General features: G+C 57.5%; 26 protein-coding genes and 1 pseudogene. 16 read left to right on the top strand and 11 right to left on the bottom strand.

Features of this window, described 5'->3' with window-relative positions; translation table 11 throughout:
• Positions 1-17 precede the first annotated feature (17 nt).
• Genes QMQ05_RS15720 through QMQ05_RS15705 form a run of 4 tightly spaced genes read left to right on the top strand, consistent with a single transcriptional unit; the run spans position 18 to position 3,704 of the window.
• Positions 18-974 (top strand): aldo/keto reductase, encoded by a 957-nt coding sequence (locus QMQ05_RS15720; RefSeq protein WP_345471551.1) that lies wholly within the window; start codon positions 18-20, stop codon positions 972-974.
• 20 nt (positions 975-994) lie between these two features.
• On the top strand, positions 995-1,765 hold the full coding sequence (locus QMQ05_RS15715) for an HpcH/HpaI aldolase family protein (RefSeq protein ID WP_345471549.1): 771 nt from the start codon (positions 995-997) through the stop codon (positions 1,763-1,765).
• A 30-nt stretch (positions 1,766-1,795) separates the two neighbouring features.
• Positions 1,796-3,031 carry a sialidase family protein gene (locus QMQ05_RS15710; RefSeq protein ID WP_345471547.1) on the top strand — a complete coding sequence of 412 codons (1,236 nt, stop codon included), beginning with the start codon at positions 1,796-1,798 and terminating at the stop codon, positions 3,029-3,031.
• The gene (locus QMQ05_RS15705; RefSeq protein WP_345471545.1) at positions 3,024-3,704 is read left to right on the top strand and encodes an SDR family NAD(P)-dependent oxidoreductase; all 681 of its coding nucleotides are present in this window, start codon (positions 3,024-3,026) and stop codon (positions 3,702-3,704) included. Before QMQ05_RS15710 ends, QMQ05_RS15705 begins: the two co-directional genes overlap by 8 nt.
• Positions 3,705-4,117: 413 nt before the next feature.
• Here the strand turns inward: QMQ05_RS15705 and QMQ05_RS15700 are convergent, their stop codons facing one another.
• The 5 genes from QMQ05_RS15700 to QMQ05_RS15680 form a co-directional block, all read right to left on the bottom strand.
• Complete coding sequence (locus tag QMQ05_RS15700; RefSeq protein WP_345471543.1) at positions 4,118-4,858, bottom strand: ABC transporter permease; 741 nt, start codon at positions 4,856-4,858, stop codon at positions 4,118-4,120.
• Between the two features lie 50 nt (positions 4,859-4,908).
• Complete coding sequence (locus QMQ05_RS15695; protein ID WP_345471541.1) at positions 4,909-5,664, bottom strand: iron ABC transporter ATP-binding protein; 756 nt, start codon at positions 5,662-5,664, stop codon at positions 4,909-4,911.
• Positions 5,661-6,695 (bottom strand): iron chelate uptake ABC transporter family permease subunit, encoded by a 1,035-nt coding sequence (locus QMQ05_RS15690; RefSeq protein ID WP_345471539.1) that lies wholly within the window; start codon positions 6,693-6,695, stop codon positions 5,661-5,663. Before QMQ05_RS15690 ends, QMQ05_RS15695 begins: the two co-directional genes overlap by 4 nt.
• Before the next feature lie 4 nt (positions 6,696-6,699).
• Positions 6,700-7,680: an ABC transporter permease gene (locus tag QMQ05_RS15685; RefSeq protein ID WP_345471537.1), complete on the bottom strand. Its 981-nt coding sequence runs from the start codon at positions 7,678-7,680 to the stop codon at positions 6,700-6,702.
• A 93-nt stretch (positions 7,681-7,773) separates the two neighbouring features.
• On the bottom strand, positions 7,774-8,760 hold the full coding sequence (locus QMQ05_RS15680; RefSeq protein WP_345471535.1) for a siderophore ABC transporter substrate-binding protein: 987 nt from the start codon (positions 8,758-8,760) through the stop codon (positions 7,774-7,776).
• A gap of 299 nt (positions 8,761-9,059) precedes the next feature.
• On the opposite strand from QMQ05_RS15680, the pseudogene QMQ05_RS15675 reads away from it, so the two are divergent.
• Positions 9,060-9,653, top strand: a pseudogene (locus QMQ05_RS15675) (GNAT family N-acetyltransferase).
• Positions 9,654-9,661: 8 nt separating this feature from the next.
• On the opposite strand, the gene QMQ05_RS15670 reads toward QMQ05_RS15675, so the two are convergent.
• Positions 9,662-9,877, bottom strand: coding sequence for a hypothetical protein (locus tag QMQ05_RS15670; protein ID WP_334122083.1), 216 nt, complete (start codon positions 9,875-9,877; stop codon positions 9,662-9,664).
• Between the two features lie 184 nt (positions 9,878-10,061).
• Between QMQ05_RS15670 and QMQ05_RS15665 the strand changes: the two genes are divergently transcribed.
• Together QMQ05_RS15665 and QMQ05_RS15660 are read left to right on the top strand one after the other, a co-directional pair.
• Positions 10,062-10,748, top strand: coding sequence for an SDR family oxidoreductase (locus QMQ05_RS15665; protein WP_345471533.1), 687 nt, complete (start codon positions 10,062-10,064; stop codon positions 10,746-10,748).
• A 178-nt stretch (positions 10,749-10,926) separates the two neighbouring features.
• Positions 10,927-11,646: a YoaK family protein gene (locus QMQ05_RS15660; protein WP_345471531.1), complete on the top strand. Its 720-nt coding sequence runs from the start codon at positions 10,927-10,929 to the stop codon at positions 11,644-11,646.
• A gap of 163 nt (positions 11,647-11,809) precedes the next feature.
• Here the strand turns inward: QMQ05_RS15660 and QMQ05_RS15655 are convergent, their stop codons facing one another.
• The 3 genes from QMQ05_RS15655 to QMQ05_RS15645 all read right to left on the bottom strand — a co-directional run bounded on the left by QMQ05_RS15655 (position 11,810) and on the right by QMQ05_RS15645 (position 14,371).
• Entirely contained in the window at positions 11,810-12,547 is a 738-nt protein-coding gene (locus QMQ05_RS15655) for an aspartate/glutamate racemase family protein (RefSeq protein ID WP_345471529.1), read from the bottom strand.
• 7 nt (positions 12,548-12,554) lie between these two features.
• On the bottom strand, positions 12,555-14,084 hold the full coding sequence (locus QMQ05_RS15650; RefSeq protein WP_345471527.1) for an NCS1 family nucleobase:cation symporter-1: 1,530 nt from the start codon (positions 14,082-14,084) through the stop codon (positions 12,555-12,557).
• Positions 14,085-14,245: 161 nt separating this feature from the next.
• On the bottom strand, positions 14,246-14,371 hold the full coding sequence (locus QMQ05_RS15645) for a hypothetical protein (protein WP_345471525.1): 126 nt from the start codon (positions 14,369-14,371) through the stop codon (positions 14,246-14,248).
• A gap of 380 nt (positions 14,372-14,751) precedes the next feature.
• Between QMQ05_RS15645 and QMQ05_RS15640 the strand changes: the two genes are divergently transcribed.
• The 7 genes from QMQ05_RS15640 to QMQ05_RS15610 all read left to right on the top strand — a co-directional run bounded on the left by QMQ05_RS15640 (position 14,752) and on the right by QMQ05_RS15610 (position 21,651).
• The gene (locus tag QMQ05_RS15640) at positions 14,752-15,549 is read left to right on the top strand and encodes a hydroxypyruvate isomerase family protein (RefSeq protein WP_345471523.1); all 798 of its coding nucleotides are present in this window, start codon (positions 14,752-14,754) and stop codon (positions 15,547-15,549) included.
• 32 nt (positions 15,550-15,581) lie between these two features.
• Positions 15,582-16,481, top strand: a complete 900-nt coding sequence (locus QMQ05_RS15635) for a 2-hydroxy-3-oxopropionate reductase (RefSeq protein ID WP_345471521.1) — start codon at positions 15,582-15,584, stop codon at positions 16,479-16,481.
• Between the two features lie 292 nt (positions 16,482-16,773).
• Positions 16,774-18,567 carry a glyoxylate carboligase gene (gene gcl / locus QMQ05_RS15630; RefSeq protein WP_345471519.1) on the top strand — a complete coding sequence of 598 codons (1,794 nt, stop codon included), beginning with the start codon at positions 16,774-16,776 and terminating at the stop codon, positions 18,565-18,567.
• 144 nt (positions 18,568-18,711) lie between these two features.
• Positions 18,712-20,097: an allantoinase AllB gene (gene allB / locus QMQ05_RS15625; protein WP_345471518.1), complete on the top strand. Its 1,386-nt coding sequence runs from the start codon at positions 18,712-18,714 to the stop codon at positions 20,095-20,097.
• 204 nt (positions 20,098-20,301) lie between these two features.
• The gene (locus tag QMQ05_RS15620; protein WP_345471517.1) at positions 20,302-20,625 is read left to right on the top strand and encodes a hypothetical protein; all 324 of its coding nucleotides are present in this window, start codon (positions 20,302-20,304) and stop codon (positions 20,623-20,625) included.
• A 283-nt stretch (positions 20,626-20,908) separates the two neighbouring features.
• A complete protein-coding gene (locus tag QMQ05_RS15615) occupies positions 20,909-21,238 on the top strand; it encodes an ASCH domain-containing protein (protein WP_345471515.1) in 330 nt (109 codons plus the stop codon).
• A gap of 116 nt (positions 21,239-21,354) precedes the next feature.
• The gene (locus QMQ05_RS15610) at positions 21,355-21,651 is read left to right on the top strand and encodes an antibiotic biosynthesis monooxygenase family protein (protein ID WP_345471513.1); all 297 of its coding nucleotides are present in this window, start codon (positions 21,355-21,357) and stop codon (positions 21,649-21,651) included.
• Positions 21,652-21,730: 79 nt separating this feature from the next.
• Here QMQ05_RS15610 and QMQ05_RS15605 read toward each other — a convergent pair whose 3' ends face one another.
• A complete protein-coding gene (locus QMQ05_RS15605) occupies positions 21,731-23,143 on the bottom strand; it encodes an MFS transporter (protein ID WP_345471510.1) in 1,413 nt (470 codons plus the stop codon).
• Positions 23,140-23,574: a MarR family winged helix-turn-helix transcriptional regulator gene (locus QMQ05_RS15600; RefSeq protein ID WP_345471508.1), complete on the bottom strand. Its 435-nt coding sequence runs from the start codon at positions 23,572-23,574 to the stop codon at positions 23,140-23,142. The genes QMQ05_RS15605 and QMQ05_RS15600 overlap by 4 nt, the downstream gene beginning before the upstream one ends.
• Positions 23,575-24,095: 521 nt before the next feature.
• On the opposite strand from QMQ05_RS15600, the gene QMQ05_RS15595 reads away from it, so the two are divergent.
• Positions 24,096-24,719 carry a cyclodeaminase/cyclohydrolase family protein gene (locus QMQ05_RS15595; RefSeq protein ID WP_345471506.1) on the top strand — a complete coding sequence of 208 codons (624 nt, stop codon included), beginning with the start codon at positions 24,096-24,098 and terminating at the stop codon, positions 24,717-24,719.
• On the top strand, positions 24,716-25,603 hold the full coding sequence (locus tag QMQ05_RS15590; protein WP_345471504.1) for a bifunctional 5,10-methylenetetrahydrofolate dehydrogenase/5,10-methenyltetrahydrofolate cyclohydrolase: 888 nt from the start codon (positions 24,716-24,718) through the stop codon (positions 25,601-25,603). Before QMQ05_RS15595 ends, QMQ05_RS15590 begins: the two co-directional genes overlap by 4 nt.
• The last annotated feature ends 213 nt before the right edge of the window (positions 25,604-25,816 follow it).

Here is a 25,816-nt window from a genome sequence, read left to right as displayed (position 1 = left end):
ACGAGGAAACAAAGACGATGCAAGAGAAAAATCCGGCCCAACTGGTCCTAGGAACGATGACCTTCGGGGATACCGCAGACGCGGCAGCCAGCGAAGAAATGCTCAATGTGGCTCTGGACGCGGGGATTACCCACATCGACACCGCCAATGCTTACGTTGGTGGTGCTACCGAAGAACTGCTGTCCACCTTGCTTCAGGGCAAACGCGACTCAGTGTTCCTTGCCTCCAAGGCAGGGATGCCTCATGCTGACGCCGGAGAGGATTCCCCACTATCTCCGGCGGCTCTGCGCCGCAGCGTTGAAGCGTCGCTACGAAGGTTGAACACCGACCGTTTGGATCTGTTCTACCTCCACCAGCCTGATTACGTTGCTTCGTTGGAAGACACCCTAAGCGAAGTTGCCAAGCTGTACCAAGAAGGCAAGATTCTCTCCTTGGGTGTTTCTAACTTTGCAGCCTGGCAGATTGCTCAGGCCAGCCACGTTGCCGAATCCGTGGGCGCACCCCAGCCGGTGGTAGCGCAGCAGTTGTACAACTTGGTGGCGCGACGAATCGAAACCGAGTATTTGCCATTCGCGAAAGCTACTGGGGTGCAGACCATGGTCTACAACCCACTCGGTGGTGGATTGCTCACCGGACGCCACAGTTTCGCGCAACAACCACAAGAGGGACGCTTCGGCAGCTCTCGACTGGCCAGCATGTACACCGAACGCTACTGGGATGAAGACCTCTTCAAAGGCATCGAAGAACTGACAGCACTGGCCAAGGACGCCGGCATCACCCTGATCGAGTTGTCCCTGCGCTGGCTGGCCTACCACCAGGGTGTTGACTCCCTCCTGCTTGGTGGCTCCAAAGCCAGCCAGCTGGAATCCAATATTGCCGCCATCGCCAAGGGGCCATTGGAACAATCCCTCGCTGATCACGCCGCCGCAGCCACCGCTTCGCTGCACGGCCCAATGCCTGCTTACAACCGCTAAACAGAAAGAGAACCCACCCCATGACTTCAGCAGTTGCCACCGAATTTGCCCGTAAGATCCGTGACCGTGAACCGGCCGTCGGCTACTGGGTAGTGCTAGATTCACCCGTATCCACCGAACGCATCGCCCGCCTGGGCTACGACTACGTTGCCCTCGACGCACAGCACGGCCTAATTGGTTATAACGGTATGCTCACCGGGCTGATGGCCATTGACGCTTCAGGCCAGGCCTCCGGTGTGGTGCGTGTAGAAGCCAACAATGCCACCGCCATTGGTAAGGCATTGGATGCTGGCGCTGTCGCAGTGATTGTGCCACTGGTCAATGATGCCCAAGACGCCGCCGATGCGGTGAAATACGCCAAGTACCCACCTCACGGAATCCGCTCCTACGGACCAATGCGCTCTGCGCTACGTGTGGGCCCTGTCCCGGCAGAATCAGATGCCACCACGATGGTCTTCGCCATGATCGAGACCCCCGGCGGCCTGGAGAACGTCGAAGAAATCGCTGCCGTTGAAGGGCTAGACGGACTGTATGTAGGTCCCAGCGACCTTGCCCTAGCCATCGGTGCCGCTTTCCCCGGCGATCCTGCCATCAAGGATGAATTTGAAGCAGCTCTGAAGCGAGTCAGCGCGGCAGCAACACAAGCCGGCATCGCCGCCGGTATCCACAATGCCAACGGTGACTTGGCCCAGCAACGCTTGGGCGAGGGCTACACCTTTGCCACGGTGGCTTCGGACCTGACCCATTTGGAAGCAACGGCAGCAGCCCACCTGCAGCAGGCTCGCTCCTAGCCACCCAACGAGACAGCAAGGAAACAGACAATGTCGTTGACCGAATTCTCCACCATCACCACCGACGGGCAGGTCCATCAGGACGGGCCGCTAGCCTACGCCTACCTGCCAGCACCTACAGTGCAATCGCACGCAGCCAACTTGATGACCCTGGGTAACGGAAACCTGGGTTGTGTCTGGTTTGGCGGAACCCAAGAAGGAGTAGCGGATATCAGCATCTACTTCTCCACCTTGCAGCGTTTGTCCGAGGGAGAGTGGGCAGAAAATTGGTCAGCGGCACAGCAGTTGTCCTTCGATAGCACTCGTTCGGAGCAGAACCCGATTCTTTACCGTCACGGTGAAGAATTATGGCTGCTTTACACCGCCCAGCATGCCGGAAACCAAGACACCTCAGAAGTGCGCCGTCGTATTTCCATGGACGATGGCAACACCTGGTCAGAACCGCAGACTCTGTTTGCCGCTACCGAGCACGGCGGTGTTTTTGTCCGTCAGCCACCGGTAGAGGTTGATGGTCGGCTGTTTGTGCCGGTCTTCCGCTGTGCCACCGTTCCGGGACAAAAGTGGGTGGGAGACTTTGATGACTCCGCGCTGATGGTCTCAACCGACGGCGGAGCAACCTGGGACGAACAAATTATTGAGGGGTCCACCGGTTGTGTGCACATGAACATTGCGGCGCTCGCCGACGGCACTCTGCTGGCACTCTATCGCAGCCGTTGGGCTGACTGGATTTATGTCTCGCGTTCTGAAGACGGTGGGGTGAGTTGGAGCGTGCCGGAGCCGACCGAATTGCCGAATAACAATTCATCGATTCAGTTCGTTTCCATGAAAGATGGACGCCTGGCGTTGATTTATAACCACTCTCAAGCCGATGAACAGACCGAACGACGTCTATCTCTGTATGACGAGATTGATGATGAAGGACTCGACTCCAACGTTGATGGCCCGGTGGTCTTTGAACCGGTAGCTACTGAAGATACTGGTGTACGCAAAGCCTTCTGGGGCACCCCGCGTGCACCGCTGACGGTGGCGATCTCAACGGACAATGGCCACAGTTGGCCACACCGTCGGAACCTTGAAGTAGGCGATGGTTATTGCCTGTCCAATAACTCTCGCGAGGGTCTGAACCGAGAGTTCTCCTACCCTTCCATCCATGAGGGTGCCGATGGGGCATTGCACCTGGCTTACACCTATTTCCGTCAGGCGATTAAGTACGTCCGCATTGATCCGTCATGGGTTAGTGCCCAGGAGGTGGACGCTGATGCCTAGCGCACTGGTGACCGGTGTCAGTTCAGGCATTGGAGAAGCGATCGCTCTTGCCTTGCTTGATGCTGGCTATGAGGTTACGGGTCTGAGCCGTCGAGAACCCGGAATCGACAATGCCCGGTTTAGTTGGCGAAACGTTGACTTAGGCGATTTGAATCAAGTTCAAGATGTTGCCAAGCAAGTGGCGACTCCAGATCTATTGGTTCATGCCGCGGGCTTCATGGCTACAGGATCTTTGGGGGAGCTCAAGGCCAAGGATTTGGCAGGTATGCACGCGGTTCACGTGCAGGCTCCCATGGTGCTGGTTAATGCGCTGGCACCAACGATGGGCGATGGTTCGCGCATCGTGCTGATTGGTAGTCGCACCATGAGTGGTGTTGCCGGAAAGAGCCAATATGCTGCGACCAAGTCGGCCCTTGTTGGGCTATCGCGTAGTTGGGCCATGGAGCTGGCGCCGCGGGGGATCACCTGCAATGTGGTAGCCCCGGGCCCGACGGACACCCCGATGATGGTGGATCCACGACGTGCCGGAGTTCCACCGGTTACCCCGCCGTTGGGTGCGTTGGTGGATCCTGCCGATGTGGCCGCGCTGGTGTTGTTTTTGGCTGGGGAGCATGGCAAATCGATCACCGGCCAGGTGATGACCATTTGTGGCGGTGCTTCGCTTAAGGGCTAGAAAACAAACCGTACGGAAAATGTGGTCGCGTGTAGTGATGGCTTTACGCGACTACATTTTCTCGAAACCTGCTAGTGCACAGCTTCGAATCTACTTTGGAAGTTGGCACGGTCTCTGGATTGCGCGTGAGCTCATGTTGGAGCGACGCCTTGCCCGTGTATGTGAATATATAGTGGCGTATAACAAGAACTTATACATGCCTATATTTTGTTAGGACGAGGCAGCGTCCTTGAGCCTAGACCCAATCCTTATCATCTGGGAGCGGGTATGGCACCAAGGTGTTGGCCGGTCGTAGCTTCGTAAGTTTCGCCCTTGATCCTTCTCATCTAGTGGTCCAGCTCTAACGATCGTTGTAACTCCTGATCGTTTAGGGTGTGGCAATGATCGATAGAAACCACCCTTCGAAAGTAAAGCTAGGCGCGCACGCCAATTTTCCGTTCAATCATCATCGCGAGAAGGCTCACCGCAATCGCCTGGACAGCGAGCAGGTTAATGAGCACAACCAACTGCACTAGGCCCGCTTCTAGTGGGCTGGCGCCACCAAGGACCAAACCAACAAAGGCCCCGGGAAGAGTCACTGTGCCCACAGTCCTGGTTTGGTCCAAACCGGGAAGAAGCGCTTCGGCAGCAACTGGACGGCCCACTAGATTGCGGGCTGCGTTCTCGGGGAAGCCCAAGGCCAGGGCGGCTTCGACTTCACCAGCGCGCTGGCTCAGCTCCTGTTCGATCCGTCGACCTGCCAAGTTTGTCGCACTCATTGTGCCACCGATGAGTTGACCGATGACGGCAATGACGGCCAGTGGGGTCACCGGAAGTACCCCGAAGCCAAACATGAGTTCCACCACCGGTGCGACGCCACCGAAGATGACACTGGCCGGGACCCACCAACGCACCGTTTCTATGCGTTGGGTGGAGGTGAATACTGCGACCCCCAGCATCAAGAGCAACAGTGCGATGGTCAGTATCCACGAGGTGGAGACCTGACTGATGATCAGGGCAATGAGAATCAGCTGAATCAGGGCGCGCCCTGCTGCCGAGAAGATCTTCTTCGCCGACAGGTCCAAGAAGCGACTGGTAATAATCCCCGTGGCGCCGACCACTATTGCCAGCATGACCCACATGGGCCATCCGGTGTTTAAGAGTGTGCTGTTCACTAGTGTCCTTCTATATTCGGGTCTAGCTTAGAGCACCAGCCTTTTGAGCCTTAGTAGTACACCGCCAAAGGACCATTGGGACCTGGGACCACATTTACCGGCGTCTCAAATACTTCGGTAAGGATCTCATCTTGCATGATCTGTTCCGGGGTACCAAACTGAACGACCTTGCCGTGCTTCATGGCGCAAATGTAGTCGGCATAGTGACCGGCGAAGTTGATGTCGTGCAACACGATCACGATGGTGCGATTCAGCTCTTGGGCCGCACGCTTCAGGTGCTGCATCATGATGACCGAGTGCTTCATGTCCAGATTGTTCAGCGGTTCATCTAAGAGAACGGTATCGGTGTCCTGCGCCAACACCATGGCCACGTAGGCGCGCTGGCGCTGTCCACCGGAAAGCTCATCGAGGTAGCGGCCTTCCAATTCAACCAGATCCAGGAAGTCGATGGACCGCGAGATGATTTCTTCATCCTGCTGGTTCAGTCGTCCCTTGGAGTGGGGGAAACGTCCGAAGCCCACCAGCTGACGCACGGTCAGTCGGGTGACGAAGTGGTTTTCCTGGCGCAGGATCGAGACGATCTTGGCCAGATCTTTGGAATTGGTTTTGGTGACGTCGTAGCCCGAGACTTCGATGCTTCCCTCGTCAATGCCCAGTAGGCGACCCACCATGGTAAGCATGGTGGATTTACCGGCGCCGTTGGGGCCGACCAGCGCGGTCAGGCCTCCGGTGGGGATTTCTAGGGTCACCGGGCCGATGGCCACGGTAGAACTGTACTTTTTGCTGACAGCGTTGAGGGTAATCACAGTCGGCCCTTTCGCAGGATGAAGATCAAGAAGGTAATGCCGCCCACGGCTTCGATGATGATGCCCACCACGCCCTGGGCGTAGAACAGGTTTTTCATGATGAAGTAGGCCCCGGCCAACACAACAAATCCGACGAGGAATGACATCGGGTAAATATAGCGGTGGTCGTACGTGTCGGCGAGCTGGTAGGCGAGGGTCGCAACGAGGAAGCCTAAGAAGGTCAACGGGCCAATCAGCGCGGTAGTGACCGCCATCAAAATGGACACAAAGAAGAGGGTCTTCATGACTTCGCGGCGGTGGTTGATCCCCAGATTGATGGTGGTTTCCTTGCCCAGGGCGAGGATATTCATCTTCTTTGAGGACAGCACCAAATAGCCACCGGCAATGATTACCAGTGGGATGGCAACCGGCATATAGCTCAGATCCGCATTGGCCATCGAACCGAAGAGGCGCGCGGTGAGCACATCAAATTCGCTGGGGGTCAGCAGGCGCTGCATGAAGGTTGATACCGAGCCCAGACCGGTACCGATGATGATGCCCACCAGCAGCATGATCTGAATATTGCCGAGCTTGCCCGACAACAGCCATCCGTACAAAGCCACGGAAAGACCCACCATGAGGGCCACCTGCAAAACGAACTGGCCGACCCCGGTGAAGAAGGTAATGCCAGCGACGCCCAGGAAGAAGACCGCCCCGGTCTGCACCACCCGGTAGAGGGATTCAAAGCCCATGATGGACGGGGTGATGATGCGGTTATTTGTGACCGTTTGGAAAGCAACGGTGGCAATAGATTGGCACAGGGCCACGATCACCATGGTCAAGATGTTGCTGGCGCGCAGTTTGGCGATCACCCAGAAGCCGGTGGAACCCACCGGCATGGGGTTATCCCAAGCCAGCAAACCAAAGGCGAAAAGCACTGCCAGCGCAATTAGAATCCCGAGGGTTACCCAGTAGCGTTTGCGGATTTTGGCGGTGGGGAGAGGACCGGCAGAGCGCCCCTGATGGTGCGTTGAGGTCACGGGAGTAGTCATGAGATTAGCCAACTTTACGCTGCCTCAACAGAAGGAAAATGAAGACGATCGCACCCAGGACGCCGAGGATCAGGGAGACCGGAACCTCGAAGGGCATGATGATCGTGCGGCCCACAAGGTCACAGACGGTGGTGATGGCGATACCCAGCAGGCACACCCACGGCAGGTTGCTGCGCAGGTCATCACCGCGGACCAAGGAGACGATGTTTGGAACGATCAGACCCAAGAACGGCAGGTTGCCAATGACCACGGTGACCACGCCGGTGGCGATGGCGATCAGGGCGGTGCCCAAGAGCATGACACGTCGGTAGTTCAGCCCCACGTTGGTGGCGATTTCTTCGCCGAGACCGGCGACTGTGAAACGGTCGGCGACGATGTAGATTGCCACGGCGACGAGTGCGACAATCCACAACACTTCGTACTGGCCGCGGATCACTGAGGTGAAGGAACCAGCCAGCCAGATCCCCAAGGACTGCAGCTTATCGGTACTCAACGCGAAGAAGGTGGAGAAGGCGCCGACCACCGAGCCAAGCATGATGCCGACAATCGGGACGGTCAGCGAGGCCTTGAGGGAAACGCGTTGTAAGAAGAGGAAGAAGACCATGGTGCCGATAAAGGCAAAGGTGATCGCCACTCCCATTTTTGCCAGCAGGCTGGCGCTGGGGAATAGGACCAGCATGGTCAGTAGCCCCAGTCCGGCCCATTCTGTGGTGCCGGTGGTGGTGGGCTCGACGAAACGGTTTTGGGTGAGCAATTGCATGACCAGCCCACTCATGGCCATGGCCGCTCCAGCGAGTACCAGTGCAATGGTGCGTGGAATGCGGGTGATGGCGAACATTTGCGCGCCGTCGTCATTGCCAAAAATGTCGTAAACGCCGGTGAAGAGTGAGAAGGCCAGGAGTATGAGGACTCCGAGAATGCCTAGGGCGAGTTTGCCGGTGAAGACCTTGGAATTGGCCCTGACCGGTGTGGTCGTGGTTGTCATGGTGCCGCCGTGAAAAAGTGTGGTGGAAAAACAGTTTTAGTGGCGACGCCGGAATCCGGCGTCGCCACTAAAACTGAGGGCAATGCATATTTATTACTTGGCTGCTTCCAGAGCATCAGCGAATTCGTTGAGGAATTCGGTGTAGGTCTGGATACCTTCGTTGGTGTAGGTATCAGCTGGCATGACCACAACGTGGCCTTCCTTCGAAGCGGTCACGTTCTGCAGTGCTTCGGAGTTCTCCAGTAGGTCCTTGGCTGGCTTGTAGTCTGCACCATCGGCGGCTACGGCTGCATCGCGGTCCATGACGATGATCCAGTCTGGGTTGGACTTGGCGATGGCCTCAACCGAGACGTCGTCACCCTCGTGGTCGGTGGAGGAATCTTCGATTTCCAGTGCTGGGGTCAGGTTCAGGAAGTCGAACATTGGGCCAACGGTGCGGCCGGTGCTTGGTGCCGAGTAACCCAGCTCGCCGCCGGAAGCGATCAGACCCATGACGGTGTCCTCGGTGTTGTAGGCATCGGTGACGCGCTTCTGGGCTGCTTCGAAGTCGTCAACCAACTTCTTGGCTTCGTCCTGCTTTTCGAAGATTTCGCCCAGGGTGGTGACCTGACGCTCCAACTCGGTGTTGAATGGTTCGCCGTCACGTGGGTCAAGCGAAACAACGGTGGCGTTAGGAGCCAGTTCCTTGAACTTGTCGGCGTGCTGGGTGTAGCGCTGACCGTTGATGATCAGGTCTGGATCTACGGTGACCACGGACTCAAGGTTTGGTTCCTTGTGGCTGCCCAGGTCAAGGATGTCCTTGTCCTTGGTGTAGGAAATGGTGTCTGGCATGAGCGATACGGCACCTGCCGAGAGCTTGATGCCCCACTCGTCCAGGGTCTCAAAGGTGCGGTTGTCGGTGGCAACCACTGACTTGGCTGGTACCTGGACGCTCTTTTCGCCGTCATTGTCGGTGAAGGTGACGGTCTTGGCGTCCTGCGCGTTGTCATCTGCCGCGGTATCGGTGTTGGAACCGCAAGCGGTCAGGGACAGGGCGGCAATGCTAAGAAGAGCTGCAGCGCGAAGCTTCATGGAGGCCATGGTTTCCTTCGTGTTATGGCAACCTTCGTTGGTTGCGCGAGCGAATGATCTGTTAATTAGCTTAGCCTTATCTGATCTAATGAAAGCAAATCCAATTACTGTCAGCTGTGTCACTTTGTGGGAAATTTTGAGCCCAATTTTTTGTGAATTAGCCTGCGGCTTTGCGTCAGCTAGCTGTTGACTGGGGCATTAGGCGGAAAATAACCACTAAAAATATTCTTTATTTAGCTGTCAAGTAAGCGGGAAATTGCTAGCCTTGAGCCGTCATAATCGCGCCGAAGTTTCGATATGATGCGATCATGACTGCTTCCTTGGCCGAAGTTCGCTGGCCGATCACCACAGCACGGCTGACCCTGCGCAGATTAGTTGAACAAGACCTAGAAGCCACCTGGAGTTATCGCAAATTGCCCGAGGTCTCTGAATGGATCACCGCCGCACCCGAAGATTTCGAAACCTACAAAACACAATTTCTTGAGTCAGGAAAAATTGACCGTGACATTGCTGTTCAGATCGAAACCGCGCAGGGCCCGCGGCTGATCGGAACGGTGATGCTGTACATCAAGGATGCGTGGGGCCAACGCGAGGTAGTCGAGCAGACTTAAGCGGTAGAAGCCGAACTCGGTTGGAGTTTTGACCCGGAATTTGCTGGACAGGGCTACGCTACCGAAGCGGTGAGCGAAGTGTTGCGGATTTGTTTTGAAGATCTGAAATTACGCCGGGTCGTGGCCGAATGCTTCACCGCCAACGTGCCGTCTTTCAAGCTCATGGAACGCGTGGGAATGCGCCGAGAATCCCATCAAAAAGCCAGCGGTCTGCACCGCAGTGGCCAATGGTTGGATGGGTATTCCTATGCCATGCTCCAAAACGAATGGACACAACAATATCGGCCATAGGTTAAGTGCTAGCGCTGCTGTTCTTGCCGTGCGGAATGCAGGACTAACCCGAGTAATTCTTGGACTTCCTCGGCGCGCGACTTCCAATAACCGGTATCTAAACCGAAGCCCATCAGCGCTTCATCAGCCCGCTTTTTGAAATAGTCCCGATGGTCCTCCAAAGCGTTGGTGAGGTCGGCGAACTGATCATTGCTCAGTTCTAGATTCAGGGTTTTATGCTTCATCAGCGTTCATCCTGTGTTGATTGTTCAAGCTATATTTCGAGGCTACGCCCACAGAAATTGAAGCGGAACTGGCATTGAGCCTATTACCAGATTGGTGTCCCCAGCGGTTGCGGGAATAGGTTTTGGTTCAGTGGGGTTATGCCCACCGTAGGGAAGTAAGAACAGTGATCAGAAGGAGTAGTACATGTCTGAAGAACGTCGAGTAGTCCTTATTGGTGGCCATGGCAAGGTGGCCTTGCTGGCCGCTCCCAAGTTGGTTGCCCGTGGCTTTGCCGTTGATTCGTTGATTCGCAATCCTGACCACTCCGCAGAGATCACCGCGACCGGTGCCAACCCGGTGGTACTTGATATTGAAAACGCTGACGTTGATCAGCTCGCCAATGCTTTCGCTGGTGCCTCGGCCATCGTCTTTTCGGCCGGTGCCGGCGGTGGAAATAAGGAACGTACCCGAGCCGTGGACTTTGACGCGGCCGTTCGTTCCATTCAAGCGGCCAAGCAAGCTGGTGTGACCCGTTTCGTAATGGTCTCCTACTCGCGGGCTCTGGTGGATGTTGACCAGCTTGACCCAGAAAACTCTTTCTACACCTATGCCAAGGCCAAGCATGACGCCGATGCAGTTCTGCGTGAGAGCGACTTGAACTACACCATTCTTGGCCCCGGTGCGTTGACCCTGGATCCTGCCAGCAAGCAGATCCAGCTGGCAGATGAACAGGGCAATGTTGATGGCCAGGCTCCTGCGCCAGAGAATGGCAAGGTGTCGCGTGAGAATGTGGCCGAGGTGATCACTCACGTTGTAGATACCGAAGCTGCAGTGCGCGCTACGGTGAACTTCTATGACGGTTCCACGCCGATCGCTGATGCAATCAGCTAAACAATTCGTCGACAAATTATCCCTGCATCCGCGTGGTTGCAGGGATTTTTTGTGCGCTCGACAAAAGTGGCGTCGTAACGAAACTGTGCATGTGAAGTGTGCTCGCAACATGCGTGGGGGATCAGATGGTGTTGCCCTACGCTAGGCACAGATCCGACCGCAGCGAAAGAAAACCACTATGCCTAATGCCCTCAAACCCCGAGACCCAGCGAGAACACATCTGATTTTGATGCTTGTTCTAACCTTTTCGACAGGAATTATCGACGCCGTCGGCTACCTAGGTCTGGACAGGGTCTTCACTGGAAACATGACCGGCAATGTCGTGATTCTTGGAATGGCACTCATGGGCGCCGACGGTCTGCCGGTACTCGGGCCGCTTATCGCCTTGGTGGGTTTTGTGCTCGGCGCAGCCATTGCCGGACGAGTATTAAAGCGCGAAGCTGCGGGGTGGAGTCGACGCACTACCGCGCTGATCGCAGCGGTGGGTATTTGCTTGACGCTGACATCGCTCGCATTATTTGCTGGCCTACAGAATGTCTCTGAAGCTGCGGCCTTGTCTGTTACTGGTTTTATCGCAGCTGCCATGGGGCTACAGGCGGCCACCGCACGTCACCTTGCGGTTAAAGATGTCACCACGGTGGTGGTTACCTCCACGTTGACCGGCCTCGCCGCGGATTCCCCATTGGGTGGCGGTAGCGGCAAGCATTGGGAGCGGCGTTTGCTGGCCGTAGCGCTCATTCTTATCGGTGCGGCCGCAGGTGCTGGGTTCTTGCAGGTACACATTGGCCTAGGCGTTCTGTTCACAGGTGTCTTGGCCATTGGCGTGGCGCTTTTTGGAGAACGTTCGCGTCAGCAGGAGCAAAACGCGGATGCTCAGGAAATGGCTCAAGCCAACTAAGAACTGGCTTTCATATATGCGGCACGCCTAGGTGCCGTACAAAAAAGTTTGGTCCCGATGCCGAAGCATCGGGACCAAAACTTTTGTCATCACTCGCACCTTCATGAGGTACTTACAACTCTAAACGCGCAGTCTGTGCACTAACTGGGATAGGCCTGCGCATTCACTTGGTAATAAGAGCTGAACTCAGCGGCCACCCGGTGAGCACCTTCGGACGTGGGGGAGCATAGGTGCGCACTTTGGAAGTACTGAGCCCCAACCGCACCAAAGATTCAGCGATGGTCACCGCGGCACGCACCCCGTCAACGATCGGTACCCCGGTGGCTGCCCGGACCTGTTCTTCGAGTTCGGCCATGCCACCACAACCAAGACAGATCACCTCCGCCTTATCCTGCTCCACCGCGATTTTGGACTGCTGAACAATTGCCTCGACCGCACGCGCCGGGTCAGATTCCAGTTCCAATACCCCGAGCCCACTGGCGCGGACCGAGGCCAGTCGGTCGGTCAGGCCTGCTAACTTCAGCCGGTCTTCAATCAGTGGAACCGTCCGGTCCAAGGTGGTGACCACGGAGTACTTATGGCCCAAGAATTGTGCGGTGGACGCAGCAGCTTCGGTAATATCCACCACCGGCACCTCCAGTAATTCCTGCAGGCCCTCGCGGCCGTGCTCTCCATAACCGGCTTGGATGACGGCATCAAAAGGTTCTGGGTAGCTCATGACCTTGTCCATGACCGCCAGTGCGGCCAGGTAGCTTTCAAAATTGCCCTCGCAGGAGTCCGCCCCGAAATCTGGGGTGAGCTCGATAATCTCGGTGCCCGGCGAGGCAACGGCTCGTGCTGAGTCGCCGATGGCACGGGTCATGGAGGCAGTGGTATTCACGTTCACAATGAGAATTCGCATGACGCTCCTAGTGTGTTGGTGCCACGGCGATGGGCTCGCCGTCGATATCTGCAAGGTCATGTTGACGCTTGGCCAACGCTAGGTAGGCGATAGCGCCAGCTCCCGAACCGAGGAACCAGGCGAAGGACCCCACCACGTGCAGGGCCGGCACGAAGGCCAGCACCAATGCAATGACGGAACTGATGACCAGGGCACCCACCGCACGATAATTCACACCCCGGGTGAAGAAGTAAGTACCTTCAGGATTGGTTCGGTACAGGTCCATGACATTGATCCGTGCCTTACGAATCAGCCAGTAGTCGGCCATGATGATGCCGAAGAGTGGGCCAAGCAAGGCCCCTAAGCCGCCGAGGAAGTAGTTGATGATTTCTGGGGAGTTATAAAGATTCCATGGCAAGATCACCAGCCCGATGACCCCGGAAATCATGGCGGCGCTACGGAAGTTCAGCTTCTTGGGGAAGAGGTTGGTCAACGCGTAGGTGGGTGCCACGAAGTTTGCCATGAGGTTCACGGCGATGGTCAGTACCAGCAGAGCCGCGGAAGCCAAGAGCAGTAGGAAGGTATTGGGAATCGCCGAGACCACATCCGAAGGTGAGGTGATGATGGTGCCGTTGATGGAGAACTGTGTTCCGGTCAGTACCACTACGATGGCTCCGAAGAACAGCATGTTCAGTGGGATGCCGAAGAAGTTGCCTTTGACGATGGACTTTTTTGATTGGGCGCCACGGGTGAAGTCGCAGAAGTTCAGGACGAAGGTGCCATAGATGGAGACCCAGAGGGCTGCTGCGCCGAACATGGAGGCCCACATGGCTCCGCCGGTTTTGGTTTCGCCGGTGCTCAGGGAGATGCTGAACCCGGACTCAATGAGCATCCAGATGGCCAGGGCCAAGAAGGTCACCAAGATGACAGGACCGGCGAAAGCCTCGTATTTGCGGATCATTTCCATGCCATAGGACACGATGATCAGCTGTAGTACCCACAAGGTCACGAAGCAGATCCAGCCTAAGGTGTTCAGGCCCAAGAAACTGGAATCCTGCAGTCCTGCGGCGCCCGGGGCTACGGCGATGACCATCACCGAAAGCACCTGAGAAGCCAGGTAGGTTTGAATGCCAAACCACGCGATGGCCACCGCTCCACGAATGAGGGCGGGGATTTGTGCGCCGTTAATGCCAAAGGCGATACGGCTCATCACTGGGAAAGGGACGCCGGTTTTTTCGCCCATGAATCCGGAGAAGTTCAACAGTGCGAAGAGTAAGACGGCCCCGATGCCTAAGGCGCCGAGGATCTGACCTGCGCTCATGCCCAAGGCGAAGAGCCCGATGGCGAAAGCGTAATTACCCAGTGAGTGCACGTCGTTGGCCCAGAGGGTGAAGATGCTGTAGGCGTTCCACGAGCGTCCCTGACGGGTGGTTGGTGCCAGATCCTGGTTGTAAAGGCTGGGGGAGAGTTCGTGGGGGTTCGCGGGGTCTATGCCTTGGCCGGTTGTCGGCGCGATGATTGGTTCGGAGGAAACAGTCTCCGAGAGTTCTTGCCTCATGGTGAGGTCCTTTTCTCAAGAAGCACGCTGAAGGCAGGGCAAAGCCACCAAAAGTTTTTGGGTGCAAAAAAATCGCGGGGCTGCCAACGTGCATGCGCAAAAAGCTGGTCTATTCGTGATTGGTCAGTTGCGTGGATCCACAAAGGGGATCGGAACACGCGTTACGGATAGATCGGCTGGCCGAAGTTCCGATAGAACTCCGCGGGGGTGCCAACAACTGGCTGGGCTACGAAGGCCTGGTGCCAGTCTGGACGTCCTGTTGGACTTCCTATGAGTCGTGCGCTCATGGCTGCTCCTGAGTTAGAAATATTCACTCCGAGATGTGTGCCACATCACCTGCCCCTCAACTGTAAGTCGGCGCAGACGCTACCGCAATAGAGAATCGAGATTTCATATCTCGGAAATGAGCAAGAAACTCGGTTGACCTCTAGCTGGACTCAAGGCGGGAGATTCTCATTGTTTCTTACGGGAGGGTTTCGCATATTAAGCAACGATGACGCGCCCCTCGACTGACAACGCTGGCTATAGATGAGCGTCGGGAGAGTATGTAAGAAGTCGGCGATTAAGGGTTGACAGTTTATTGCGCGGCGACTTACTGTTTTCATAAAGCAAAACCTAAATTCCATAAAGCGGAAACTTAGGAACGATGGTCTTGGAGGGAAATCCGGTGTCTTACACTCTGAATTGCTCGATTCTTCTGACGGAATTGCCACTACTGGAGCGCGCTGAGGCAGCACGCCAAGCAGGATTCGACAGCGTCGAATTCTGGTGGCCATTTGCTGAAGCAGTACCCGGCGACAAGCAGGTTGATGAATTCATCGCTTCACTGTCCAACGCTGGCGTCCAGCTGGACGGACTGAACTTCTTCGCCGGTGATATGCCTGCAGGAGATCGCGGCTTAGTTTCTTGGAAGGGACGCTGCAGCGAATTCAAGGACAACGTTGATGTCGTCGCCGCCATCGGTGAAGCCACCGGTTGCACCTCCTTCAACGCCCTCTACGGCAATCGCCTAGAGGACTACACTCCCGAAGAGCAAGACGAGCTGGCCATCAAGAACCTTCTGGCCGCTACCGAGGGTGTTGCGAAAATTGGTGGCACCGTGCTGATCGAACCAGTCTCAGGAACCGAAGCCTACCCGCTGAAGACCTCCGCCGACGCCCTCAAGGTTGTCGAGGCAATCAAGACTGAGGGCAATAACAACATCGCCCTACTCGCCGACTTCTACCACCTCTCGGTCAATGGCGACGATGTCCCTGCCCTGATCGAAGCGCATGCCAAGGACTTCGGCCACATCCAAATCGCTGATGCACCAGGTCGCGGCGCCCCGGGAACCGGAAACCTGCCACTGCTCGACTGGATCAACCGCAGCGTCGAACTGGGCTACACCGGCAAGGTTTCCCTGGAATATAAGCAGGATCGCGCCACAGCTTTCGACTGGCTAACCACCTCCACGGCCAACGCCTAAAGATCCACACACCTAAGACTTTGGAGAACAACATGTCACAGAATGTAGCCTTTATCGGCCTCGGAATCATGGGCCTACCAATGGCCAAAAACCTCGTCAACGCCGGCTTCACCGTCACCGGATTCAACCGCAGCCCCAAGGCCATCGACGACCTTGTGGCCGCCGGAGGCAAGGGAGCCACATCCATCGCTGACGCCGTGAAAGACGCCGACATTGTCATCACCATGGTTCCCGACTCACCCGATGTCCAAGGCGTTGTCACCGGAGAAGAAGGCGTTTTTGCTAACGCTAAATCCGGGGCACTGTGGATCGATAACTCGTCGATTCGCCCGGACGTGGCAGTAGCTCTCGCCTCCGAGGCACGCGAAGCCGGGCTTCGTCCCCTGGACGCACCAGTATCCGGCGGCGAAGCCGGAGCCATCGAAGGCGTGCTCTCGATTATGGTCGGCGGTGACACCGCAGACTTCGAGGCAGCCAAGCCGGTACTCGACGCCGTCGGCAAGACCATCGTGCTGGTGGGTCCTTCGGGCTCCGGCCAAACGGTGAAGGCAGCCAACCAGCTGATCGTCGCCGCCAACATCCAGGCGCTGAGCGAAGCGGTCGTCTTCCTCGAAGCCTATGGCGTGGACACCGACGCAGCGATCAAGGTGCTAGGTGGCGGGTTGGCCGGTTCGAAGGTGCTGGACCAAAAAGCCCAGAAGATCCTTGACCGTGAATTCGCTCCCGGCTTCCGCCTAGCCCTACACAACAAGGACATGGGCATCGTTACCTCGGCCGCCCGCGAAGCCGGCGTCGTCTTGCCACTGGGTGCCTTGGTCGCCCAGTTGGTTACCTCCACCGTGGCCTCCGGAGACGGAGCATTGGACCACTCAGGTCTCTTCCGTGGCGTGCAGCGCCTAGCCGGCAAGGTTGAAGCCCCGCTTCCAGCCTAAAACCCACACATCTTCCTACGGCGGGCGGCGCTGGTAGCGCCTGCACCTCAGATCACGGCATGCACCACCGATGCTGGTCTCGTTGGCGACTTTTGTACACGGTTAGTCGATAGCGATACCGCAGGTGGTGTGTGAGGGCTTCGTTCCGGCTCGTTACCGACATCTGGTGCTCAAGGAGTAGGCGTTGTGGTGACTCATGCGCCGTGCCGTCTGCCGTAGGTTCTTTCTTTCTTTCTTTCTTCTCAGTTACCCACGAACAGTTTGCTTGTTCTTCTTAAAGGACGTGTTTGCCATGACCAAGATGCGCGCAGTAGATGCCATCGTTCAGATCCTGGAAAAGGAGGGCGCCACCGAGGCCTTCGGCCTGCCAGGAGCCGCCATCAATCCACTGTATTCAGCGATGAAGGCGCACGGCGGCATCCGCCATACGCTCCACCGCCACGTTGAGGGAGCCAGCCATGCTGCTGACGGTTACTCACGTGCCACCGGAAAAATCGGTTTGTGCCTAGGCACCTCGGGCCCTGCTGGTACCGACATGATCACCGGGTTGTACGCGGCAATCGCCGATTCAATTCCGATGCTGTGCATCACCGGGCAGGCGCCGACCAACGTGTTGCACAAGGAAGACTTCCAAGCGGTAGACATCGAATCCATCGCCAAGCCAGTGACCAAGTACGCCTCCACCGTGCTCGAACCTGGACTGGTCCCAGGCACTTTCGCCAAGGCCTTCCAGATCATGCGCTCTGGCCGTCCCGGCCCAGCACTGATTGACCTGCCAATTAATGTGCAGATGGCGGAAATTGATTTTGATATCGACGCCTATGAGCCTTTGCCGGTGCTAAGCCCGCAGGCTACCCGTGGCCAGGCAGAAAAAATCGTCGACCTGCTGCTCGGTGGTAAGAAGCCAATGATCATCGCCGGCGGCGGCGTGATCAACGCGAACGCCAGCGAACAATTAGTGCAGCTGGCCGAAGAGCTGAACATCCCAGTCTCGCCCACCCTGATGGGCTGGGGCGTCATTCCTGATGACCACCGCTTGCAGTCGGGCATGGTGGGTATCCAAACCCATACGAAGTACGGCAACGCGAGCTTCTTGGAATCCGATGTTGTTCTGGGCTTAGGTAACCGCTGGGCTAACCGTCACACCGGGGCACTGGATACCTACCGTGCCGGGCGTAAGTTCATCCACGTGGATATCGAAGCCACCCAGATTGGCCGCGTGTTCTCACCAGACCTTGGCATAGTTTCCGATGCTAAGGCCGCCATCGAAGCCATCTTGGACGTGGTGCGTGAACGCAAGGCCGCCGGCACCGTACCTGACTATTCGGCCTGGGCCGATGAGTGCACCGCACGCAAATCCACCGGGCACCGCAAGACCAACTTTGAGAACATTCCGATTAAGCCACAGCGCGTGTACCAAGAAATGAACGCGGCTTTCGGCCAGGACACCACCTATGTCTCCACCATTGGTCTCTCGCAGATCGCCGGCGCACAGATGCTGCACGTGTACCAGCCACGCAACTGGATCAACGCCGGACAGGCCGGCCCGCTGGGTTGGACCGGACCGGCAGCATTGGGTGTAGTTCGCGGCAAGCCGGGCCAGAAAGTCGTGGCACTCTCGGGGGACTACGACTTCCAGTTCATGATCGAAGAATTGGCGGTCGGTGCACAGTTCAAACTGCCATACATTCACGTGGTGGTGAACAATTCTTACCTCGGATTGATCCGCCAGTCCCAGCGTCCCTTCGAGATGGATTATCACGTCTCCTTGGGCTTCGATAACATCAACTCCCCAGAAACCAACGGGTACGGTGTTGACCACGTCAAGGTGGCCGAAGGCTTGGGCTGCAAGGCAGTACGCATCGAGGATCCAAGCCAGCTCGCCGCAGGGTTCGCCCAGGCCAGCGAACTGGCAGCAGAACATCAGGTACCGGTGGTGGTTGAAGTGATCTTGGAGAAGGTTACTAACATCGCCATGGGTGCACAGCTTGATGCAGTCAACGAGTTTGAAGACCTGGCTGTTGGCCCCGATGATGCACCAACCGCGTTGGTGCCATTGGGTGTCGCGGCCACTGTGGGAGCCTGAAAGGCAGTCGTCGCTGACCTGTAGACCCACAGAAATCTTGGCGCGGAGCACCGGTTCACCTTTCGGGTGTGCTCCGCGCCACTAACCCCTAAACTGGCATAGAGCTGCCAGATACAGAAGAACTTCAACGAGTAGGAACACCTCATGAGCCTGAACGAAACCCTTGGCCGCAATGACGCCGAATCCGGCACCGAAACAACACTCTTTGACCTCGTACTGCGTGGTGCACGGGTACTCACTGCTCAGGGGATTGCGGCGCGTGAAGTTGGAGTCCGCGACGGCAAGATTGTGGCCGTGGAAGAATTCGGCGCAGGGCTCGAAGGTCACCGTGTTATTGAGGTCGCTGACGATGAGGTACTCCTGCCAGGGCTGGTGGATACACATGTTCACGTTAACGAGCCAGGTCGTACCGAATGGGAAGGTTTCGAATCGGCCACGAAGGCTGCCGCAGCCGGTGGAGTAACCACCATCGTGGACATGCCATTGAACTCCATTCCACCTACCGTGAATCTTGAAGCACTAAACATCAAGCGTGAAGCGGCCAGCAAGAATGCCTTCGTTAACGTTGGCTTCTGGGGTGGAGCCGTCCCAGGTAATAAGAAAGACCTGCGGGAATTGCATGAAGCTGGCGTCTTCGGTTTTAAATGCTTCCTCCTGCACTCAGGTGTCGACGAATTTCCGTCACTGAGTGTTGATGAGATGGAAGAGGACATGGCTGAATTGCAGTCCTTTGACTCATTGATGATCGTGCACGCAGAGGACTCGCAGATCATTGAAAATGCTGAGCAAGCTTCCGGCCCAGAGTATGCAGGGTTCCTCAATTCCCGTCCCCGCTCTGCCGAAAATACCGCCATTGAGCAGGTGATCGAGCGTGCTCGTAAGACCGGGGTACGCGCCCACGTACTTCACCTATCCAGCTCTGACGCGCTGGAAATGATTCGTACCGCCAAGGCCGAAGGCGTGAAGCTCACCGTTGAGACCTGCCCGCATTACCTGACCTTGCTGGCCGAAGAAATCCCGGATGGCGCCACAGCGTATAAGTGCTGCCCACCGATTCGTGAAGATGCCAACCGTGATTTGTTGTGGAAGGGCCTGGAAGAGGGCATTATCGACTGCATCGTTTCGGATCATTCGCCGTCCACCGTTGACCTGAAGGACGTCGAAAACGGCGACTTCGGAGTCGCATGGGGCGGGGTTGCCTCCCTGCAGCTGGGCTTGCCACTGATCTGGAGCGAAGCAAAAAAGCGCGGACTGAGCCTTGAACAGGTCATCACCTGGATGAGCGTGAACCCTTCCAAGCTGGCTGGATTGACTCACAAGGCTGTCATTGAAGCTGGACGAGATGCTGACTTTGCGATCTTCGCGCCGGAAGAATCTTTCGAAGTTGATGTCAAGAATCTGCACCACAAGAACCCCATCTCTCCTTATCAGGGTAAGAAGTTACACGGGGTGGTACGCCTCTCAATCATTGCCGGTAGCGACGTAGATTTCCAGACTCCGCACGGTGAACTGATCCGTCGCGAGAACTAATAAATTGGCTTAGATCTGCTCCCTGCGTCCACGAGGAAAATTCACGGTTGCAGGGAGCATCGCCATATCTAACACCGAAGACATGGGTGTCGCGTAACGAACCCATATCAATTAGCTGAGAACCGCGATGAACCGGTCGTTCACGATTTAGGGTGGAGTCCTATGGGGACAATGCAGCGGATACTTTCGATGTCAGGATCAGGTATGGATACGAATTCTGCTCCATCTTTGCTAACCAAAGAGCTCAGCGACCTGTCTCTGAACGACGTGCTACTCGTTTCGTTAGTCATCGCAGGCATCGTATTGTCGGTTGTGCTGAGCTTTGGCGTGAAGACCTATCTTCACCTGCGAAAGACCTCTAAAGCCGAGATTGAAGACGAAGTCACAGTAGATGCACCTAAGCAATTGAGCGCGATAAGTGCACCCGCTACCTCATTCACAGGGGGCCCGCATTCCAGACGGGCGGCGATGCCTGGGGGGTTACGCAATTCTGCGCCAGCCATGAGTAAGTTTGAAAACGGTAACTGACGGATTTTTTCCTTCACCCTAACTTTCACGGCCAGAGTCGGTAAGAATGCAGGACTTGGCCGTTGCCGGATTAGGATCAACGCATGACGGAAAATATCGTTCAACCTTTGCCACCGGTCAATTATGAAGTGGCTGCGAAGATGTGGACTGACTATCTAGCCCATCGAGGCATTCGTGAGCAGGATGCGCCGCATCATGTGGTTGAGTCTTTCGGAGATCATCCTGCCTTGGCCGAAGAGCTCTTGAATGAAATTCTGCACGGAACCAAAGGGCAACCTCATCGTTGGCTCGCGAATACGATTACTATGACGAGCGTGTTCCCCAGCCCGAAGATCACTGCATTATTTGCGACGGGGCCGGACAGCCGCAAGCAATCTTGCGGGTCATCAGCGTGCAGCGTGCCAACTTCTTTGAAGTGGATGAGGAATTTGCTGCCGCCGAGGGTGAAGGGGATTTGAGCTTGGCCTACTGGCGCCGCGAACATGAAAAGTTTTGGCGAAGAACCCAAAAATTTATTGGCCGCGACTGGTCTCCTGAAGATACACGGCAGCCAGGCGGTGAATTGATCTTGGAAAGATTTGAGATCTGCTGGCCAGAAGAATTCGCAGACTAAAGTTCTCATCCCGGTGATTGTTGTACTTCGCCATGAACTGCGAGCGATGGAAATTCCGGCGTAGGCTGGGCGCAGAAGCTTCGATCACCGTGAAGCAAAATCAGGAAAGGTTGACCATGTCGATTGTCATCATCAATGCACTGTCGGTTCCTGCGCAGGCCGGAGACGAGCTGGAAAAGCGCTTCGCGGCACGCAAGCAGTCGGTAGATTCCTCGCCAGGTTTTGAAGGTTTCAAGCTGCTTCGTCCGGTCAGTGGCGAGAACCGCTACTTTGTATATACGCAGTGGGCCACGCGAGCGGACTTCGAGAACTGGCGAGACCAGCGTTCGGGTGCCGCCCACGCCGGTAGCGAGGGCAAGAAGCCTGTAGCGCAGGGCGCGGATTTGATGGAGTTCGAAATCGTAGAACTCTAAGCCGAGCTGGAACCAGGCGATGGGGAGGGAAGATCCACTGGATCTTCCCTCCCCTTTTGCACGCTTGGGCCCGGTTTGATCAATCGACGCGCAGCGGAGCCGAGGCGGTGGCTCGGGACGTGTGGATGACCGAATGGATCACCAGTGCCACGCCCAGGACGATGCACAAGATCGCGCCGATCATGAACGTCATATTGATGCCCGCAGGGGTGGCAGCTCCATTGGATCCTGCATGGGTGGCGATGATGGCGGCCGAAATCGCGGTGCCGAAGGAAGAGCCAACGGTGCGCAGCACCTGGTTGAAGCTGACCGAGCTTCCCAATTCCTGGGTGGCGACGCTGCGGGCAATCAACGCAGGCATCGCCGCGTAGCTGGCGCCCATGCCAAGGCCGAAGACCAGCATGCTCACGAGGATTTCCCACAGCTGCGAGTGCACTAGCCACAGCAGGGTACCTGCCAGTGACATGATGACCGCACCAAGAGGCAGCATGATCTGGATGCCCACCTTCTTGGCCACAGCCCGGACGATCCGGTTGGCCGTGAAACTTCCGACGGACAGCGGGAAGATGACAAACCCGGCCCAGAGCACCGGAAGGTTCAGGCCGTATCCCGTGGATTCCTCGGCTTGGGCTACCAAGGAGGCAACCGACATGCCAATGTACAGTGCTGCGCCGAGCGCAATGGCGGAAATGTTGGCAAGCAAGACATCGCCCTGCTTGAGCGTTCGCAGGTTGATCAGCGGGTGATCCAGCTTGTTTTCAACCAGCACCCAGACGGCCAGGATGGCGGCCGCAACGACCAGGAGCACCAAGATCGGCAGCGAACCCCAGCCCCATTTCGGACCCTCCGAAATGGCCAAGAGCAGGGACCCCAGGCCAAGGGCCAGCAGGACTGTCCCCAGGTAGTCGAACCGGTGGGAGGCGGCCTGGGTATCCGGCCCCGAGGGCAGGACCTTCCAGGCAACGATGATGGTGGCAAGAACGAAGAGTGCGCCAAACCAGAAGGCGAAGCTGTAGTCGAACAGTCCGGCGATGATGCCGGTCAGCGGGTAGCCGATGCCAATGCCGGAGGAGACCGTCACGGACAGCGAGGAGATGGCGGGCTGGACCTTGCCCTGCTCGATGTACCTTCGGGCGATGGAAATCGTGATGGGCACGATGCCGTAAGACAGGCCCTGCAAGGAGCGGCCGGTGAGGAACAGCGGGAAGTTCGGCGCCGCTGCTGCCAGGACGGAGCCAACGAACATGATGCCCAGGGAAACCATCAGCAGGCGTTTCTTGTGCGGCCCGTCGCTCAGGCGGCCCAGGATCGGCGTGGCGATGGCGCCGGCGAGCAGGTTGACCGTCAGCATCCATTGCGCGGTGGCCACGTCGACATTGAACCGCGAAGCAATCGAGGGGACCAGCAGCATGCCCAGCGAGGAGACGATGGCTGTGGACAAGGCGGCGAAGACCAAAGCTGGCAGCAGCGCTTTTTGATTGGGCGGGTTCATGGGTGCACCGCCTTCCTGATTTTCGCCAGGGCGGGGATGGCGTCGCGGACCAGCTTCAACTCCGCGCTACTGAGTTCTTTGCCGATGGCATCTTTGAGCGCTTGGCGCCCGAGGGCGATTTCGGCCTGCAACTTCTGGCGTCCGGCCTCGGTGAGGCGGAACCAGAGCTTGCGGCGGTCCGATTCATCCTTGTGGCGTTCGATGAATCCGAACGATTCCAGTTCCTTGGTGCTCAGCGAGATCGCTTGTTGGCTGACGCCGATGGCGTGGCTCAGTTGCGTGGCGCTGACGTGTTCTTCTGCCGCGAGAGCCCGGAGGATGCCGATTTTTCCGGGAGAGATGGTTCGCGCTGAGTGCACGATTCCTAACATCGGGAAGATCGCGTCAAAGAGAAGCTGGGGTAGGTCGTCATCCTCCGAAGAATATTGCATAGCTATAGAATACAATTAACTTGTGCAAGTTTGCTGAAGATCCTAGGGCGCCGAGCGAGAGTTCCGAGGATCCAGGGGGCGGGGTGTGACTCGTCCGGGATGGCTGGTCGCCATGCGTGCCATTGAGCCGGAAACTGGTGGCGAGGTGTGCGCTTGCCGGTAGTTTGGCATGTCGAGACTCGAAAGCTCCCGGGCGCGCTTTGAATGGCTTGGCACTTGACTTGGCGCAGTTCCTGTCCCGCGCGGTGGACGTTGATGGGATCCACCGATGGTCATTTGGGGGTGCTAGGCCCTTGGTTCCGCGTAACGAGCGCACCCTGTTGCGCGGAAGAAAAACCTTGACCCGCCCAGAGAGGTGTTCTAGGATTCACAGTAACCTGATATACCAAGTGGATATTAAGCCGACCAGCTTCACGGCGTTTTTTCCGTGCCCCGCTTTCCGGTTGAAATGCTCTGGATTCCGCCGGATCCACTTGAATTCAGGAGTGTCTTGCCGTGCATGCTGAGCGAGGAAAAATTCCATGATCTCCACAGAAACCGTCACCAACTATCTTGAGCGTCTCGCCTCGCGAGCTCCCGCACCCGGGGGAGGGGCCGCCGGTGCACTGCACGCAGCCCAGGCGGCGGCACTGGTGTCCATGGTCGCTGAATTCACCTCCGGCCCGCGCTATGCCGAGGTGCAGGCGCAAGCTGCAGGCATCGCGGAAGAAGCAAAGAAGCAGATGCGCGAAGCGCTGTTCGCGGCCGAAGAAGATGAGCGTCTTTTCGGGCTGCTCAGTACGGCCTATGCCCTGCCCAAAGATACCGAGGAGCAGAAGGCCAGCCGCCGCGAGGCCATTAACCGCGCCACTATCGATGCCGCGGCCCCGCTGGTAGCCACCGTCGAAGTAGCGTCCGGAGTCATCAGGCTGGCCCAGGAGCTATTGCCCATCGGCAACCGCTCGGTCTCCAGTGACGTGGCTGCCGTGGCCGAAGCCGCCCGCGCCGCTTTGGGCACCGCGCTGGTCACCCTGGAGATGAACATCGCCGCCATCAAGGATCAAGCGGAACGCGAACAGCTGAGCCGTGCGACCGGCCAAGCGAGTGAAATGATTGGCCTGGCCGAAGAGCTCAGCACCGCTGTCCGCTCGGCGGTGTCGGCATGACGGCCCGGCGCCTGGGTGGCAAACCGGTGGCCGATGAGATCCGCGCGAGAACCGCTCATCTGGTTCAGGACCTGAACCGCGACGGCTTCACCGCCAAGCTGGCCGTGGTGATGGCCACCGGGAACGAAGCGACCGCCTGGTACGTGCGTTCCATCGAGCGCGCGGCGGCGCAGCAGGGCGTCGACTGCCAGGTGCTTCAGATGCCTGAAGCCAGCCAGGACCAGCTGGCGGCGGCAATCACGGCGCTGAACAACGACGAATCGGTGCACGGAATCATCCTCCAGACCCCCTTGCCTGAAGGCGTGGATACCGCGGTCCTGGTGCAGCTGATCGACCCGGCCAAAGACATCGATGGAGCCAATCCGCTGAGCCTCGGCCGGCTCAGCGTGGGCCAACCCGCTTTTGCCCCGGCCACCGCGCGTTCGGTGATTGAGATCCTCGAGCATTACCGGATTCCGCTCTCCGGCCAGCATGTGGCCGTGGTAGGGCGCTCTGCCGTGGTGGGCAAGCCTCTGGCCCAGCTGCTGCTGCAGCGCGATGCGACCGTGAGCGTCTGCCATTCCAGAACCTCCAAGCTGGCTGATTTCACCAAGGCCGCTGCCGTCACCGTCATGGCCGTCGGCCGTGCCAACCTGCTTACCTCCCAAGAAGTTGCCGATTCCTCGGTAGTCATCGATGTGGGCACGAACGTGGACGAAGACGGCCAGCTGGTCGGGGACGTGCACGCGGCTTCGGTGCAGCCCAAGGTGCGCGCGCTCAGCCCGGTCCCCGGAGGCGTCGGAACCGTGACCACAGCCCTGCTGATCTGGCATACCGTGCAGGCCGCCGCGAAAGTTTGCGAGTCGATCATGTGGAGAGGAGAGCCCATGGCCACACGCCGGTAGCAGTACGCCAGCGTCCGGGTTCTGCCTTGGCGGGCAATCCAGTCCGCCGGGCCGCGAAGGGTGCTGGAACGGCCGGTGCCAGGCGCAGCGATGATACGACACGGGCCGTTCCGAGAGCGTGATGACAGGGGATCTGTTGAACGGATACGGCCCGGACAACCGCCGCATCATTAAATCTGAGGATTAATGATGCGGCGGTTTTCGCTGTCTTGA

The organism is Glutamicibacter sp. B1 (genome assembly GCF_039602135.1).
Taxonomy (GTDB): Bacteria; Actinomycetota; Actinomycetes; order Actinomycetales; family Micrococcaceae; genus Glutamicibacter; species Glutamicibacter ectropisis.
The sequence above is the reverse complement of the archived record's forward strand: the minus strand, read 5'-3'. Positions and strand labels throughout refer to the sequence as shown.

Coding starts and splice junctions, on each gene's coding strand:
- QMQ05_RS15720 (WP_345471551.1), top strand. CDS start 18: ATGCAAGAGAAAAATCCGGCCCAACTGGTCCTAGGAACGATGACCTTC.
- QMQ05_RS15715 (WP_345471549.1), top strand. CDS start 995: ATGACTTCAGCAGTTGCCACCGAATTTGCCCGTAAGATCCGTGACCGT.
- QMQ05_RS15710 (WP_345471547.1), top strand. CDS start 1,796: ATGTCGTTGACCGAATTCTCCACCATCACCACCGACGGGCAGGTCCAT.
- QMQ05_RS15705 (WP_345471545.1), top strand. CDS start 3,024: ATGCCTAGCGCACTGGTGACCGGTGTCAGTTCAGGCATTGGAGAAGCG.
- QMQ05_RS15690 (WP_345471539.1), bottom strand. CDS start 6,695: ATGACTACTCCCGTGACCTCAACGCACCATCAGGGGCGCTCTGCCGGT.
- QMQ05_RS15685 (WP_345471537.1), bottom strand. CDS start 7,680: ATGACAACCACGACCACACCGGTCAGGGCCAATTCCAAGGTCTTCACC.
- QMQ05_RS15680 (WP_345471535.1), bottom strand. CDS start 8,760: ATGGCCTCCATGAAGCTTCGCGCTGCAGCTCTTCTTAGCATTGCCGCC.
- QMQ05_RS15670 (WP_334122083.1), bottom strand. CDS start 9,877: ATGAAGCATAAAACCCTGAATCTAGAACTGAGCAATGATCAGTTCGCC.
- QMQ05_RS15665 (WP_345471533.1), top strand. CDS start 10,062: ATGTCTGAAGAACGTCGAGTAGTCCTTATTGGTGGCCATGGCAAGGTG.
- QMQ05_RS15660 (WP_345471531.1), top strand. CDS start 10,927: ATGCCTAATGCCCTCAAACCCCGAGACCCAGCGAGAACACATCTGATT.
- QMQ05_RS15655 (WP_345471529.1), bottom strand. CDS start 12,547: ATGCGAATTCTCATTGTGAACGTGAATACCACTGCCTCCATGACCCGT.
- QMQ05_RS15650 (WP_345471527.1), bottom strand. CDS start 14,084: ATGAGGCAAGAACTCTCGGAGACTGTTTCCTCCGAACCAATCATCGCG.
- QMQ05_RS15645 (WP_345471525.1), bottom strand. CDS start 14,371: ATGAGCGCACGACTCATAGGAAGTCCAACAGGACGTCCAGACTGGCAC.
- QMQ05_RS15635 (WP_345471521.1), top strand. CDS start 15,582: ATGTCACAGAATGTAGCCTTTATCGGCCTCGGAATCATGGGCCTACCA.
- gcl (WP_345471519.1), top strand. CDS start 16,774: ATGACCAAGATGCGCGCAGTAGATGCCATCGTTCAGATCCTGGAAAAG.
- allB (WP_345471518.1), top strand. CDS start 18,712: ATGAGCCTGAACGAAACCCTTGGCCGCAATGACGCCGAATCCGGCACC.
- QMQ05_RS15620 (WP_345471517.1), top strand. CDS start 20,302: ATGGATACGAATTCTGCTCCATCTTTGCTAACCAAAGAGCTCAGCGAC.
- QMQ05_RS15610 (WP_345471513.1), top strand. CDS start 21,355: ATGTCGATTGTCATCATCAATGCACTGTCGGTTCCTGCGCAGGCCGGA.
- QMQ05_RS15605 (WP_345471510.1), bottom strand. CDS start 23,143: ATGAACCCGCCCAATCAAAAAGCGCTGCTGCCAGCTTTGGTCTTCGCC.
- QMQ05_RS15600 (WP_345471508.1), bottom strand. CDS start 23,574: ATGCAATATTCTTCGGAGGATGACGACCTACCCCAGCTTCTCTTTGAC.
- QMQ05_RS15595 (WP_345471506.1), top strand. CDS start 24,096: ATGATCTCCACAGAAACCGTCACCAACTATCTTGAGCGTCTCGCCTCG.
- QMQ05_RS15590 (WP_345471504.1), top strand. CDS start 24,716: ATGACGGCCCGGCGCCTGGGTGGCAAACCGGTGGCCGATGAGATCCGC.